The sequence below is a fragment of the Luteibacter sp. HAY1-4A genome (assembly GCF_056755355.1).
The window spans coordinates 61,391-75,615 of sequence record NZ_JBNDHZ010000003.1 but is presented as its reverse complement, the minus strand read 5'-3'; the positions used below and the strand labels follow the sequence as shown (position 1 = coordinate 75,615).

At 66.5% G+C, this 14,225-nt stretch carries 11 protein-coding genes and 1 tRNA gene; 8 read left to right on the top strand and 4 right to left on the bottom strand.

From position 1 onward, the window contains the following. Nucleotides 1-84 precede the first annotated feature (84 nt). The 5 genes from pheS to ACPYOD_RS01655 all read left to right on the top strand — a co-directional run bounded on the left by pheS (nt 85) and on the right by ACPYOD_RS01655 (nt 4,250). Nucleotides 85-1,077, top strand: a complete 993-nt coding sequence (pheS, locus tag ACPYOD_RS01675) for a phenylalanine--tRNA ligase subunit alpha (RefSeq protein WP_481299987.1) — start codon at nt 85-87, stop codon at nt 1,075-1,077. 29 nt (nt 1,078-1,106) lie between these two features. Beyond that, on the top strand, nt 1,107-3,488 hold the full coding sequence (pheT, locus tag ACPYOD_RS01670; RefSeq protein WP_481299986.1) for a phenylalanine--tRNA ligase subunit beta: 2,382 nt from the start codon (nt 1,107-1,109) through the stop codon (nt 3,486-3,488). A gap of 1 nt (nt 3,489) precedes the next feature. Next, entirely contained in the window at nt 3,490-3,789 is a 300-nt protein-coding gene (gene ihfA / locus ACPYOD_RS01665; RefSeq protein WP_036114917.1) for an integration host factor subunit alpha, read from the top strand. After that, entirely contained in the window at nt 3,770-4,126 is a 357-nt protein-coding gene (locus tag ACPYOD_RS01660; protein WP_167022616.1) for a MerR family transcriptional regulator, read from the top strand. Before ihfA ends, ACPYOD_RS01660 begins: the two co-directional genes overlap by 20 nt. A 47-nt stretch (nt 4,127-4,173) precedes the next feature. After that, nucleotides 4,174-4,250, top strand: a tRNA-Pro gene (locus tag ACPYOD_RS01655). Nucleotides 4,251-4,283: 33 nt separating this feature from the next. Here the strand turns inward: ACPYOD_RS01655 and ACPYOD_RS01650 are convergent. After that, nucleotides 4,284-5,717 carry a nitrilase-related carbon-nitrogen hydrolase gene (locus tag ACPYOD_RS01650; RefSeq protein ID WP_481299985.1) on the bottom strand — a complete coding sequence of 478 codons (1,434 nt, stop codon included), beginning with the start codon at nt 5,715-5,717 and terminating at the stop codon, nt 4,284-4,286. Continuing rightward, nucleotides 5,701-6,282 carry a TetR/AcrR family transcriptional regulator gene (locus ACPYOD_RS01645; protein WP_481299984.1) on the bottom strand — a complete coding sequence of 194 codons (582 nt, stop codon included), beginning with the start codon at nt 6,280-6,282 and terminating at the stop codon, nt 5,701-5,703. The genes ACPYOD_RS01650 and ACPYOD_RS01645 overlap by 17 nt, the downstream gene beginning before the upstream one ends. 136 nt (nt 6,283-6,418) lie before the next feature. Between ACPYOD_RS01645 and ACPYOD_RS01640 the strand changes: the two genes are divergently transcribed. Next, on the top strand, nt 6,419-7,369 hold the full coding sequence (locus ACPYOD_RS01640) for a GGDEF domain-containing protein (protein ID WP_481299983.1): 951 nt from the start codon (nt 6,419-6,421) through the stop codon (nt 7,367-7,369). On the opposite strand, the gene serA is transcribed toward ACPYOD_RS01640, so the two are convergent. After that, nucleotides 7,366-8,601 carry a phosphoglycerate dehydrogenase gene (serA, locus tag ACPYOD_RS01635; RefSeq protein WP_481299982.1) on the bottom strand — a complete coding sequence of 412 codons (1,236 nt, stop codon included), beginning with the start codon at nt 8,599-8,601 and terminating at the stop codon, nt 7,366-7,368. The two genes, ACPYOD_RS01640 and serA, sit on opposite strands and share 4 nt — an antisense overlap. A 113-nt stretch (nt 8,602-8,714) precedes the next feature. On the opposite strand from serA, the gene ACPYOD_RS01630 reads away from it, so the two are divergent. Together ACPYOD_RS01630 and pip are read left to right on the top strand one after the other, a co-directional pair. Then, complete coding sequence (locus tag ACPYOD_RS01630; protein WP_481299981.1) at nt 8,715-10,097, top strand: FAD-binding oxidoreductase; 1,383 nt, start codon at nt 8,715-8,717, stop codon at nt 10,095-10,097. A 155-nt stretch (nt 10,098-10,252) separates the two neighbouring features. Then, entirely contained in the window at nt 10,253-11,209 is a 957-nt protein-coding gene (gene pip, locus ACPYOD_RS01625) for a prolyl aminopeptidase (RefSeq protein ID WP_481299980.1), read from the top strand. 108 nt (nt 11,210-11,317) lie between these two features. On the opposite strand, the gene ACPYOD_RS01620 is transcribed toward pip, so the two are convergent. Further along, nucleotides 11,318-14,056, bottom strand: a complete 2,739-nt coding sequence (locus tag ACPYOD_RS01620; protein ID WP_481299979.1) for a lamin tail domain-containing protein — start codon at nt 14,054-14,056, stop codon at nt 11,318-11,320. Nucleotides 14,057-14,225 lie beyond the last annotated feature (169 nt).

Here is a 14,225-nt window from a genome sequence, read left to right as displayed (position 1 = left end):
GCGGTAGCCATATCGCGCGATGATGGATGACGTGGGGAGAAGGCCTTGCCTTCTCCCCATTTTTTTTCCACGTCAGGAAAACCGATGGAATCGATCGAGCATATCGACGCGTCCCTGCGGGACATCGAAGCCGCCCCGTCGCTCGAGGCGCTGGACGCCGTGCGCGTGGCCTTGCTGGGCAAGAACGGCGCCGTTACGGCCGCACTCAAGGCCTTGGGCCAGCTTTCCGGCGACGAGCGCAAGGCGCGAGGCGCCGACGTGAATCGCGTCAAGGAACGCCTCACCGACGCCATCGCACTGCGCAAGCAGGCACTGGAGCAGGCTGAGCTGGACCGCCGCCTCGCGTCCGAGCGCATCGACGTGACCCTCCCGGGACGCGATGGCGAATACGGCGGCATCCATCCCATCACGCGCGCCCTCGAACGCATCGCCGATATCTTCGGCCGGCTGGGTTACCAGCGTGCCGACGGTCCCGAGATCGAAGACGACTGGCACAACTTCGAGGCGCTGAACTTCCCGCCGCACCATCCTGCGCGCGCCATGCACGACACCTTCTATTTCGGTGATGGCCGGCTGCTGCGCACGCATACCTCGCCGGTACAGATCCGCTCGATGCAGGGCCGGCAACCGCCGATTCGCATCATCGCGCCGGGCAAGGTGTATCGCAGCGATTCGGACCAGACGCACTCGCCGATGTTCCACCAGATCGAGGGGCTGCTGGTCGACGAGACCTCGAGCTTCGCCGACCTGAAGGGCACGCTGGCGGAGTTCGTGCGCGCGTTCTTCGAACGCGATTTCGAGATGCGCTTCCGCCCGAGCTACTTCCCCTTCACCGAGCCCTCGGCAGAGGTGGACATCCGCTGGGATGCCGAGGACGGCAGCACGCGCTGGCTGGAGGTACTGGGTTGCGGCATGGTCCATCCGACCGTGCTGGCGAACTGCGGCATCGATCCGGAGCGCTACACCGGCTTCGCCTTCGGCCTCGGCGTGGAGCGCTTCGCCATGCTCCGCTATGGCGTGGGCGACCTGCGCGCCTTCTTCGAGAACGACCTGCGCTTCCTGCGCCAGTTCGCCTGATCGCTCCCACGTTCTAACGAGTCGCTCCCATGAAATTCTCCGAAAACTGGTTACGCGAACTGGTGACCATCGACGCCGACCGCGCCGCGCTGGTGCACGCGCTGACGATGTCGGGACTCGAAGTCGAAGAGGTCACGCCGCTGGGCGAAGGTCTCGACGGCGTCGTGGTTGCCGAGATCGTCGAGGCCACCAGGCATCCCGAGGCCGATCGCCTGCAGGTGTGCATGGTGGACGCGGGGCAGGGCGAATGGCTGCAGATCGTCTGCGGCGCACCGAATGCGCGCGTGGGCATTCGCGTTCCGCTCGCCACCGTCGGTGCGACGTTGCCCGGCGGCATCCAGATCAAGGCGGCGAAGCTGCGTGGCGTCGAATCGTTCGGCATGCTCTGTTCGGCAAAAGAACTCGGCATCGATGCGGACGCTTCCGGGCTGCTTGAGCTGCCGGCCGATGCCCCCGTGGGCATGCCGCTGGCCGAGTACCTCGGCCTGCCCGACGCCACCATCGAACTGAAGATCACGCCGAACCGCCCCGACGTGCTCGGCCTGAACGGGCTCGCGCACGATGTGGCGGCCCTGTTCGGTAGCCGCGTGAAGTCCATTGGCACCACCGATGCGCCGGTAAGCTCCGGCCTGTCGCGTCCCGTACGGCTCGAAGCCGGTGCCGATGCGCCGCGCTACCTTGGCCGCGTCATCGAGGGCGTGGATGCTACGGCACGCTCGCCGCTCTGGCTGGCCGAGCGTCTGCGCCGTTCGGGCATCCGCCCCATCAGCGCCATCGTCGACATCACCCAGTACGTGATGCTCGAACTCGGCCATCCGCTGCATGCGTTCGACAACGACGCACTCTCCGGTGACATCCGAGTGCGCCATGCGAGGGAGGGCGAGACGCTGAAGCTGCTGGACGGTAACGAGGCGAAGCTCGATCCGTCGTTCGTCGTGATCGCCGACGAGGCGCGGCCGCTGGCCGTGGCGGGCATCATGGGCGGCTTCGATTCCCGCGTTACCGACAGCACCCGCAACGTGTTCCTCGAGGCAGCGCATTTCGCGCCATCGGCCATCATGGGACGCGCCCGCAAGCTCGGCCTGCACACGGACGCCTCGCACCGTTACGAGCGCGGCGTGGATCCGGCCCTGCCGAAGCGCGCCTTGGAGCGCGCGACCGAACTGCTGTTGCAGATCGCCGGCGGCAAGGCCGGCCCCGTCACTGTGGCCGAGCGCCTGGAAGACCTGCGCGATCACGCTCCGGTCCTGCTTCGCCACGCGCGCCTGCGTCGCGTGCTGGGCATCGAGGTGGCGGCCGCCGAGGTCACCCGCATCTTCACCGCCCTGGGCATGGGGGTGGAGGAAGTGGCGGATGGCTGGCGCATCACGCCGCCGAGCAGCCGTTTCGACATCGAGCGCGAGGAAGACCTCATCGAAGAGGTGGCCCGCATCCATGGCTACGAACGTATTCCCACCCACGTGCCGGCGGGTGAGATCGCCCTGCGGGCCGAGCCAGAAGCGCGCCTGAGTGATATGGCGCTGCGCGACCAGCTTGCCGCGCGCGGCTACTTCGAGGCGGTGACGCTCTCCTTCGTCAGCGCCGACCTGTTGACCACGTGGCAGCTCGACCGCGGCTGGGTGCCGCTGGCGAATCCCTTGTCCGCCGACCTGGCCGTCATGCGTACCTCGCTGCTGCCCGGACTGGTCGAGGCGTTGCGCCACAACCGCGCCCGCCAGCAGGAACGGGTGCGCCTGTTCGAGGTGGCGCGCAGCTTCCACGCCACGGGCGGCGCGCCTGACGAGGTGGGCCGCGTCGCGATCGTCGCTTCCGGCGGCGCCCGCGCGGAGCAGTGGGGCGAAGCCACCCGTACCGTCGACTTCTATGACCTCAAGGGCGACCTCGACGCCTTGATCGCCCACACGGGTGAACCGCAGCGCTGGTCGGTGGACGCGGGCGACCTGCCATCGTGGCTGCATCCCGGCCGTGGCGCTCGCGTGCTTCGCGACGGCCAGCCCGTGGGCTACCTCGGCGCGTTGCATCCCGCGCTGGCGAAGGCGCTGGACCTCGGTGCCGACGTCCACGTGATGGAACTGGCCCTGGAACCCATCCTGGCCCGGCGGCTGCCGAGCGCGGCGCGGGTGCCGCGTTTCCCCGCGGTTCGCCGCGATATCGCGGTGGAACTGCCCGAGGAGGTCACCTGGGGCGCCGTGGAGGCCGCCGTGCGCGGCGCGCTGGGCGATGTCCTGAAGGAGGTTCGCCTCTTCGACCGATACGCCGGCAAGGGGATCGATGAAGGGCGAAAGAGTCTCGCTATGGGCTTGATTTTACAGGACGCTTCACGCACCCTTACCGACGACGATGCCGACGCTCGCGTGGCAGATGCGGTGGGGGCATTGGAGAAATCATGCAAGGCGAGACTGCGAGGATAAGATGGCGCTGACCAAGGCGGAAATGGCCGAGCGGCTTTTCCTCGACGTGGGCCTCAACAAGCGTGAGGCCAAGGAGTTCGTTGACGCGTACTTCGAAGTCGTGCGCGAGGCTCTGGAGCGGGGCGAACAGGTGAAGCTGTCGGGTTTCGGCAATTTCGACCTGAGGCAGAAGAATCAGCGGCCCGGTCGCAATCCGAAGACCGGCGAGGAAATTCCCATCTCTGCCAGGCGGGTGGTCACCTTCCGTCCCGGCCAGAAACTCAAGGTAAGAGTCGAGGGTTATGCTGGATCCAGGGAATAACACCGAACTTCCCGCCATTCCGGCGAAGCGCTACTTCACCATCGGTGAGGTCAGCGAGCTTTGCGGCGTCAAGCCGCACGTCCTTCGCTACTGGGAGCAGGAGTTTCCCGCACTGAAGCCCGTCAAGCGCCGGGGCAACCGCCGCTACTACCAGCGCCACGACGTGCTCATGATCCGCCAGATCCGCTCGTTGCTGTACGACGAGGGCTTCACCATCACGGGCGCCCGCGCCCGGCTGGAAGGCTCGCAGGCGCGCATGGAAGCCAGCATGTCGCACCAGATCGTTCGCCAGGTCCGCCTGGAGCTCGAAGAAGTTCTGACCCTCCTTCGTCGCTGATCCGCCTTCCGCAGATCGCGGCGATGCTGTTACAATCGTTCGCTCGTCGGGGTGTAGCGCAGCCTGGTAGCGCACTACGCTGGGGGTGTAGTGGTCGCGAGTTCGAATCTCGCCACCCCGACCATTATTTTGAAAAGCGTCCTTCGGGGCGCTTTTTTTATGCTCGGGAATGACGGGTGCGGGGCGCTATCGCGAGTCCGACGAGCGCCAGCAGCGCCACCACGTCCAGCCACGCGAACCAGTTGCCCCAGCGGGCATAAAGCGTCCGCGTCTCGCGTAGCGCGAGGTTCCCGACCAGTTCCGCATCGCCCTGTTCGCTCGAAGCCTCCGCCACCACCCGGCCACGATCGTCGCTGAGGCTGAGGCGGCCGGAGCGGGCGGCGCGGGCGATGGCGAAACCGCCTTCCACGCCACGCATGATCGCCATGCGGCTGTGCAACCAACCGTCCTCCACGAAGTCCCAGGCGGGCACCAGCAGCAACTGCGCGTTCCGTTGCCCGTAGGCGACGGCGAAATCCTGGAAGTCCATGTCCTTGCAGATGGCGAGGCCGGTGCGCGGCGTGCCGTTCAGCATCTGGAAGTCGTTCCCCGGCGTGAACCTGTCTTCGAAACCGGGAATCAAGTGGTGCTTGTCGTACATCACCGGGGAGGGCGCGTTCGGTTGGAAAACCATCGCCATGTTGCGTTCGGAGCCGTGCGCTCCCTGGAAGTCGACGCCCACGTTGACGATGATGCCATGCCGTTGCGCGAGCCCGGCGAAGGCAGGGATGGCCGAGGACGTGGCGAAGCTGCCTTCCGGTATCACGACCACCTGCGCGCCCTGGGCCGCGAGGCGGTCCATCGCCGCGAGGTAGCGATCCTGGCGGGCCGTGCCTTCCGGCGAATCCACCGAGACCAGCTTGCCGGTCTGCTCGAGCGAAACGAGTCCGATGCGAACGCTCGATGTCGCCGGCGTATCGAGTCGCCAAAAGCCATAAACGAGGGCGAGCACGAGGATCAGCAGCGATGCGCCGGCGATCGCGCCCTTGGCCCGGCGAGTCGCCTGCGCGGCACCCAGCATCGCCACCGCGGTCACGACAAGCATGAGCAACGTGCCGATGCCCCAGATGCCCGTGAGCGCCGCTACCTGGATCAGCGGCAATGCATCCATCTGCGTATAGCCGATATCGAAGAAGGTGCCGTGCGGCGAAAGCAGGTTGTTGACGAATGCCAGGGTCACCCACATCGCCGGGACGGCGAGCACCGCGGCGAACGGGCGGCCCCGCAGGAGAAGGCGCCTATGCAGCAGCACGCAGAGCGCGAACATCAATCCCGGCAAGACCATCGCGTAGATGACCACGCCCACGGGCAGGCGAATGTGGGTGTACATGTACGACCACAGGTTGCCCGAGCCAACCGCCATGGCGAGGAAGGCGGCGGCGACTGCCCACGGCGTACGCACCCGCGACGCCAGCCAGAGCACGGGGAGGGGCGCCAGCCACGTCGCCCACCACACCGGATGCGTGCCACTCCCGAACCACCAGCCAATCGCCGTCAGTGCGGTAGCCAGCAACCAGGTCGGGACTACGGAACGTTCAAGTCGCGATAGCATCGATCAGTCTTCCCGTGGATGCGAGATAGAAGGCCCGGAAACGCTTCTCGTCGTAGCTGAAGCGGCCCGCCCGGTACAACGCGATAAGGCCGTGCGCATGCGCCCACAGGTCCATCGCCAGGTCCCATTCGTCGAGCTTGCGGAACGCGCCGCGCGACATCCCTTCCACGATCGCGTCGGCGATCAGGTTCAGTGTGGGCGAACGGCGCGCGCGGAAATCCTCGGGAAAGCGCCTGGCGTCCTCACGGGGAAGCCCGAAGGCGTGGTCGAAAAGATGCGGATGGGCCAGCGCGTAGTCGAGGTACGAGCCGAGCATGGCCAGGAGGCGCTGCCGCGGAGTGCCCTGGCCCGCGTGGTCGGTCCAGGTGCGGGCCGCCTCCTCGAAACTGTCGTCGGAGAGCCGCGCGAGAAGCGCTTCACGATTGGGGAAATGGCGGTAGATCGCCATGGCCGAGAGGCCCACCTCGGCCGCGACGCGGCGCATGGAAACGGCGTCCGCACCTTCCGCGTCGAAGATGGCGTGGGCGGCGGCGAGGATGCGGTCGGAGGTGTTGGCTGGCGACATGTATACACTGTAAACATGTCGCCAGCCACGGCGCAAGTGCGGGAGGGAGGGGTCAAGTCCTGGGCCGCACGGCCGATACCACAGCCATAACGGCGCGATCTCCGCGTCCCGGCAAAGTCCCGAGCGAGCGCAGGCCATGAGCATCGAAGACGCACTCCTCGGCGAGGACACCGGGGTCTACAAGACCCTGCTCGAATCCACGCGCGCCATTCCCTGGAAGATCGACTGGGCGACGCTGCGCTTTGCGTATATCGGCCCGCAGATCGAGGAACTGCTCGGCTGGAGCCCCGAATCGTGGGCCACGGTGCAGGACTGGGCCGACCGCATGCATCCCGAAGACCGCGAACGGGTTTTCAATTTCTGCGTGGCCCAGTCGCAGGCGGGCATGGATCATGAAGCGGACTATCGCGCCCTGCGCAAGGACGGGGAGTTCGTGTGGATCCGCGACGTGGTGCACGTGGTGCGCAATCCGGACGGCACGCCGAACGCGCTGATCGGCTTCATGTTCGACATCAGCGAGCGCAAGCGCACCGAGGAACGGCTGCTGGACATGCAGCGCGAGCTGGAAGAGCTGTCGTACAAGGACGGGCTAACCGGCCTCGCCAACCGCCGCCGCTTCGACATGATGATGGACGCGGAATGGCGTCATGCCCAGGGACTGCGCCAGCCGGTGTCGGTCATCGTGCTCGATATCGATTACTTCAAGCAGTACAACGACCATTACGGCCACCTCGAAGGCGACGAGTGCCTGAAGCGTGTGGCCAGGGCGCTGGAAGGCATCCTTCGCGGGCCGCGCGACATGCTTTGCCGTTTCGGTGGCGAAGAGTTCGTGCTGTTGCTGCCGGACACCGACGAGGGTGCGGCCATGGCCCAGGCATGGCGTTGCCTCGACCTCATCGACAAGGCACTCATCCCCCATGCCGGTCACGGTCCTGGCAAGCGCCTGACATTGAGTGCGGGCGTGAATACCGTGGTGCCGAAAGAGCACGACGAGGTCACCCCGTTCCTCGCCGCGGCCGACCGGCGCCTCTATCTGGCGAAGGAACGCGGCCGCGCGCGGGTGGTTTCCGACGACGGCGTGCTCTAGTAGAGCGCGCGCGTCTTCAGCGTGCCGTCGATGGCCGCGAGTTCGTTGCGTAGGGCGGCCGCGTGTTCCTCGGTGGTGGTCACGTCGATCACCACGTAGCCCACCTGCGGCGAGGTTTGCAGGTACTGGCCGTCGATGTTCACCGCCGCGCGAGAGAACACCTCGTTCACCCGCGACAGCACGCCTGGGATGTTCCGGTGGATGTGCAGCAGCCGGCGGCTCGTGGCGTGGCCGGGCAGAGACACTTCGGGGAAATTCACCGCCGAGAGCGTGCTGCCGTTGTCGCTGTAACGGACCAGCTTCGAGGCCACCTCGATGCCGATGTTCTCCTGGGCCTCGGCGGTGCTGCCGCCCACGTGCGGCGTGAGGATCACATTGTCCATGCCCACCAGCGGCGACACGAAGGGATCGTCGTTGCCCTTGGGCTCCACGGGGAAGACGTCGATCGCCGCGCCGGCAAGGTGCTTCGAGCGCAGGGCGTCGGCCAGGGCATCGATGTCGACCACCGTGCCCCGCGACGCGTTCACGAGCATGGAGCCCGGACGCATGCGGGCGATCTCGGCGGCGCCGATCAGGTTCTTCGTCTGCGGCGTTTCGGGCACGTGCAGGGTGACCACGTCGGCGCGTTCGAGCAGGTCTTCAAGGCTGGCCGCCGCCCGGGCATTGCCCAGGGAAAGCTTCGCCTCGATGTCGTGGAAGATGACGCGCATGCCCAGCGATTCGGCGAGCACGCCGACCTGCGTGCCGATGTGGCCATAGCCCACGATACCCAGCACCTTGTCGCGAACCTCGAAGCTTCCGGCGGCCGACTTCGACCAGCCGCCGCGGTGGCACAGGGCATTCTTCTCGGGAATGCGGCGCACGAGCAGGATGGTCTCGGCGATGACCAGTTCGGCGACGCTGCGGGTGTTCGAATAGGGCGCGTTGAACACGGGCACGCCGAGGCGCTCCGCTTCGGCCGTGTCGACCTGGTTCGTGCCGATGCAGAAGCAGCCCACGGCGATGAGGCGGCGGGCTTCCGCCAGCACGGGCGCGGTGAGCTGGGTGCGGGAGCGGATGCCCACGATATGGGCATCGGCGATACGCTCCAGCAGTTCGTCCTCGGGCAGCGACTTCTCGTGGAACTCGATCTGCGAATAGCCCGCCTGGCGGAAGGTATCCAGCGCGCTGCGGCTGACGCCTTCGAGCAGCAGGACCTTGATGTCTTCCTTCGGGTACGAGGTGCGCGTCATGGCGGTACTTTCAGTTCCACGGGAGGAACGGCCACTATGCCAGAACCCGGCGGCCATGTTGCGGCGCACCCAAAGGGCTGGCACGCTCGGCACGACACCCTGGTGAGCTTCCCATGACCGACCCGCGCCTGGCCGAGCTGATCGGCCTGATTCCCGACCTCAAGCTGTCCGTGGACGCCGGCGACCTGGAGCACTACGGCCGCGACTGGACCCGGCGCTGGACGCCCGCGCCGCTGGCGGTCGCGTGGCCGGCCTCCATCGGCGAGGTGCAGCGCATCGTTCGCTGGGCGAACGTCCACGGCGTCGGCATCGTGCCGTCCGGCGGGCGTACCGGCCTCTCCGGGGGCGCCGTGGCGGCGCAGAGCGAACTGGTGCTCAGCCTCGACCGCATGAACCGCGTGCTCGGCTTCGATCCCATCGATCGCACACTCACCGTCGAGCCGGGCATCGCGCTCGAGGCGGTGCAGAACGCCGCTCGCGAGCACGCGCTCCTTTACCCGGTCAGCTTCGCTGCGCGCGGCTCCTGCCAGATCGGCGGGAACATCGCGACCAATGCCGGCGGCATACGCGTCATTCGCTACGGCAACACGCGGCAGTGGGTGGCGGGGCTGAAGGTCGTCACGGGTATCGGCGAACTGCTCGATCTCAACCGGGGGCTGGTCAAGAACGCCTCCGGCTACGACCTGCGGCATCTGGTCATCGGGTCCGAGGGCACGCTGGGCATCGTTGTCGAGGCCACGCTCACGCTCACTTCGCCGCCGCCGCCATCGCAGGTGATGCTCCTGGCAGTCCCGGCGATGGATGCGTTGATGAAGGTGTTCGCGGAAGCGCGCCATCGCCTCGCCCTCGAAGCCTTCGAGTTCTTTACCGAGCGAGCGTTGCACCACGTGCTCGCGCACGGCGCGCAACGGCCTTTCGACGAGGGCCATCCGTTCTACGTCGTGACCGAGTTCGACGCGGGCGACGCGAAAGCGGAGGCTGAGGCCCTCGCATTCTTCGAGTTCTGCCTCGGGGAAGGGTGGGTGACGGATGGCGTGATCGCGTCCAGCGAGGCGCAGGCGGCGTCGCTGTGGCGTCTGCGCGAAGGCATCACCGAGAGTCTCGCCCCGCACAAGCCGTACAAGAACGACGTGTCGGTGCGCATTTCCGCCGTACCCGCCTTCATGGAAGACATGCAGGCCTTGCTTGCCGCGGAATATCCGGACTTCGACGTGGTGTGGTTCGGGCATATCGGCGACGGCAACCTGCACATCAATGTGCTCAAGCCCGACGGGCTCGACAACCGCACGTTCGTCGAGCAGTGCGAGCACGTCACTTCGCTGCTCGTGGAGACGCTGGCGCGTCACGGCGGCAGCATCTCCGCCGAGCACGGCATCGGCATCGTCAAGAAACCCTGGCTGGGCAGCGTGCGCAGCGAGGCCGAGATCGCACTCATGCGCGGTATCAAGGCCGCGTGGGACCCCAACGGCATCATGAATCCCGGCAAGCTGTTGTAGCCGGCTGCTCTGTGGGAGCCGCTTCAGCGGCGATCCCGCGTCAGCGGGCAACCGGCCGCTAGCACCCATCGCCGCTGAAGCGGCTCCCACACGGGCTGGCGCCGTAAGGCTACGCTCGTTAGCCTTGTGCTTTCCGCACCCCCAGGAATCGCCCCATGGCCCAGGAATCTTCCGACCTCTACCCGCCGATCGAGCCCTATAACAGCGGCATGCTGAAGGTCTCGCCGCTGCATACCCTCTACTTCGAGGAAAGCGGCAATCCGAAGGGCAAACCGGTGGTCTTCCTCCACGGTGGCCCCGGTGCGGGCACCAACCCGCGCTGCCGCCGTTTCTTCGATCCGGCCAGATACCGCATCGTGCTGTTCGACCAGCGCGGTTGCGGCAAGTCCACGCCGCACGCGGAACTCACCGACAACACCACCTGGGATCTCGTCGCCGACATCGAGCGCCTGCGCGAGCACCTGGGCATCGAGCGCTGGCAGGTGTTCGGCGGATCGTGGGGATCCACGTTGGCTTTGTCCTATGCCGAAACCCATCCGGAGCGCGTGACCGAACTGGTGCTGCGCGGCATCTTCATGCTTCGCCGCTCCGAACTGGAATGGTTCTACCAAGCGGGTTGCGACGCTCTCTATCCGGATGCGTGGGAGCACTATCTCGCCGCCATCCCGCCTGCGGAGCATGGCGACCTGATCAGCGCCTACCATCGCAGGCTCACCAGCACCGACCCGGCCGTGCGTGTTGCCGCCGCGCGCGCATGGTCCGTGTGGGAAGCCGCCACCAGTCACCTCTACCAGGACGAAGGCCACATGGCTTCGAGCGGCGAAGATGAATTCGCGCTCGCCTTCGCGCGTATCGAATGCCATTACTTCGTCAACGCGGGTTTCTTCGAGGTCGACGGCCAGCTGCTGCGGGACGTGGACAAGATCCGGCATATTCCGACCGTGATCGTGCAGGGCCGCTACGACGTGGTGTGCCCGGCGCGCAGCGCGTGGGACCTGCATCGCGCGTTCCCCGAAGCCGACTTGCGCATCGTGCAAGACGCGGGACACTCGGCCTTCGAACCGGGCATCACGCGCGAACTGGTGAAGGCCACGAACGGTTTCGCAAGCTGAAGCAAAAGCATCGCCGACAAAGTCGGCTCCCACCGAGCCAGGAAATCCCTGCTTGGTGGGAGCGGACCCTGTCCGCGATCGGGGTGCCCGAAGGGCACCCCGGTCACATCAGAACAAACCCAATGGCAGCGCCACCATGTCCACCACGAAGCCGTCGTGGTCCGACGAACCGACTGCCTTCTGCACGCCCGTCGCGGACGCCGAATCGTCCAGCGTCTGCACGGGTGCGTCGAGGTTGCCACGGCCATACTGCATCTTGAGGAACAGGCCACGCGCGACGGTGTTCAGCAGCGCATGGTCGAGCACCTGGTGCGTCGGCACCTGGCGCGGAGCCTGGCCCTGGATGTTGCCGAAGTTCTCGGTGAACAGGAACGAATAGCGATCCTGCGGCGGCACCGAATCCACGGCATTCCACAGCGTGGGCTTCACCAGGTTCGTACCCAGCTTCAGAAGGTTCTGGCTGTCGTCGTACTTGCCCGAGATGAGGCCCACCACATCCGTGAAGCCGTCGCTGAACTGGTACGAGTTGAAATCACCGACGACCAGCAGCGGCGCAAGCAGGTTCTTCCGGTCCGTCTGGATGGCCTGCACCTGCGTGGCGAGCGACTTCGCCTGGAGGAAGCGCTTCTCGCGGTCGCGATCGGCGGTCGGGCCGGTCTTGTCCACGTTCTGGCGTGCCTTCGGATGCACCGAGATCACATTGACCCGCATCCGGCCCAGGATCGACGGTACATCGGCGGTGAGCAGCAGCGGCGGGTGGTCGTGCACGAACGCGGTCTGGCCGCCGTCCTGCCAGGTTTCGTCGGCACCGAGCTGGCGCACGTCGAGCACGCGCACGCGGTCGGTGCGAACGAGGAAGCCCACGTTGATGCCGCTCGGATCATGACCCGGCTGCAGGATCGCCTCGTACTGCGCGGGATAATCGTCGCCCAGCTGCTTCGCAAGACCCTGGAGCACCTGCAGGCTCTTCACTTCCTCCACCGAGAGGATGTCCGGCAGTTTCAGCACACCGCCGATATAGGCGGAAAGACGCTGGGTCTTCAGTTTCACCTCGTCAGCGGTCGGCTCGGTGTCGCCGCCGCTGCAGGTGAAGGTCGTATTGAACTCCGTATCGCAGAAGCGCTCGGTGTTCAGCGCGCCCACGCGCACCGCATAGAACGGGCGCGAATCCACCGCACGCGGCAGGGTCGCGGCCTTCTTGATGTCGATGGTGGTCGGGATGAAGGTGTACGCGCCGAACGCATACGACATCACGCCTTCCGCGCGGAACGTGGTGCCGGCGTTGAAGGGCGTGTTCGGGGCGACCGCGCCGAAATCGGCAGTGTTCATCTTGAACACCTGCGGGTTGCCCGACCAGTTCGGCAGGTTCACGCCCTCCGGCACCGGAACCGTGTAACGGACGCCCGGCTCGCGCAGCGAGCGCTTGCCGTTGGCGGTGATGTACACCTCGGCAAACGGTTCGTTGCTGAAGCGCAGGTTGCCGGTGGTGATCATGCCGTTGTCGATCGAAACACGCATGCCCACGTAGCACTGGAAGTTCGTGTCGCCGCACGACAGCGCGTTCGGATCGGACGAAGGCGTCTTCTCGCCGAAGACCACGGCCTTCGGAAGACGCACGCCGCGCTTCGTGGTGGCGATCTGGGCGTTCTTCAGTTCCGGCAGGTTGAAGTAGTTGTCGACGGTGGCTTCCACGTCGACCAAGTCGCCGGCCTTCACCGTCGGCGCGGTGCTGGTGAACACGTAGATGCCGTTGGAGGTCAGGCGGTCGTCGTCGGCGCGATCGTCCGGCGTCTGCATCGTGAAGCCCGCGGGACCCACGGCGGTGACGATATTTCCGTGCGTCGACACACGCTTGCCGAGCAGCGGCGATACCTGCCCGCGGCCCGTGACCTGCCAGATTTCGGCGGCAATGGGAATTTCATTGAGGATGGCGCCGACCGCGCTGCCCTTGGCGATCGTGACATCGCCACCGGCGGCGTCGCTCAGGTTGACGCGGAACGCCTTGTCCGGACCGGCGGCCGTCGCCCCGTGCACGGTGACGTTGAGCGTCGTGCTCGTGCTGCCGGCGGGGATGGTGAGCGTCGTGTCGACAGCGTCGTAATCACCGGCCGCCACGGTCGCGGTGTCGTCGGCCGTCGTGGCGTGCACGGAGACGTCGGTCGAGGCGGCCTCGCTCAGTGTGACCGTGAACGGCATGGACTGGTCGTCGCCGTTGCGCACGCTGACCGTCGCATCGGCAATCGAAAGGCTGAGGCCCTGGATGGTGCAGGGCGAGGTGCTCGCGCGCGGCGCGGTGGGCGCCACTTTCACCCAGTCGGCCGAGTTGTCGCCGCTGTTTTGCGGCAGGCCGGCGCCGTTGACCTTGCGGCCGTAGCCCTGGTCCACGTTCGCACTGCCGAGGCTGGCGAGCGGCGTGCCTTGCTTGTACGCCGAACCGGCGCTCAGGCCGACCTGGTCGACGATCGTGCCCGAGGTGTTCAACAGCGCGAGGCCGCCGTCGTCGGTGATGCCGGTCGAATACTTCAGGTCCGGGGTCACTGCCCCGGAGTAGCCGGACGAGCCACCATTCGCCAACAGCAGGAAGCACCCCGGGGCTACCGACGTGCCGGCCGGGAAGGTGAAGCGCGTGCCGGTGGTGCCGCTGGCGTTGGAGGCGTTTAACTTATAGCCGGAAACGTCCAGCGCGGCCGTACCGGTGTTCTGTACTTCCACGAATTCATCGTTGCCGCCGCTGGGGCCGCGCACGCGGAATTGCGTGATGGAAAGATCCGCCGCTTGCAGCGGCAGGACGGTCAGAAGGCCTGCCAGCGCCGCCCATGAGGCGCGCCGTGAAGTCGTCGAACGCATTCGAATGTCCCCTCGAGTCGTTGGTTGCGTGCGACCCGAAAGCACCCCGCATCCCCTGCGCGGCGTTCCCCCTGTCGAGCCCACCCGCGGAGTGTGCCCCGAATTTATGACAGCGGGATGTGACGGACCCGTCGGGTTGGATAAACCCGGGTCGGGCTACAGGGGGCAG

Coding starts and splice junctions, on each gene's coding strand:
- ACPYOD_RS01640 (WP_481299983.1), top strand. CDS start 6,419: ATGAGCATCGAAGACGCACTCCTCGGCGAGGACACCGGGGTCTACAAG.
- ACPYOD_RS01620 (WP_481299979.1), bottom strand. CDS start 14,056: ATGCGTTCGACGACTTCACGGCGCGCCTCATGGGCGGCGCTGGCAGGC.
- pheT (WP_481299986.1), top strand. CDS start 1,107: ATGAAATTCTCCGAAAACTGGTTACGCGAACTGGTGACCATCGACGCC.
- serA (WP_481299982.1), bottom strand. CDS start 8,601: ATGACGCGCACCTCGTACCCGAAGGAAGACATCAAGGTCCTGCTGCTC.
- pip (WP_481299980.1), top strand. CDS start 10,253: ATGGCCCAGGAATCTTCCGACCTCTACCCGCCGATCGAGCCCTATAAC.
- ACPYOD_RS01660 (WP_167022616.1), top strand. CDS start 3,770: ATGCTGGATCCAGGGAATAACACCGAACTTCCCGCCATTCCGGCGAAG.
- pheS (WP_481299987.1), top strand. CDS start 85: ATGGAATCGATCGAGCATATCGACGCGTCCCTGCGGGACATCGAAGCC.
- ihfA (WP_036114917.1), top strand. CDS start 3,490: ATGGCGCTGACCAAGGCGGAAATGGCCGAGCGGCTTTTCCTCGACGTG.
- ACPYOD_RS01650 (WP_481299985.1), bottom strand. CDS start 5,717: ATGCTATCGCGACTTGAACGTTCCGTAGTCCCGACCTGGTTGCTGGCT.
- ACPYOD_RS01630 (WP_481299981.1), top strand. CDS start 8,715: ATGACCGACCCGCGCCTGGCCGAGCTGATCGGCCTGATTCCCGACCTC.
- ACPYOD_RS01645 (WP_481299984.1), bottom strand. CDS start 6,282: ATGTCGCCAGCCAACACCTCCGACCGCATCCTCGCCGCCGCCCACGCC.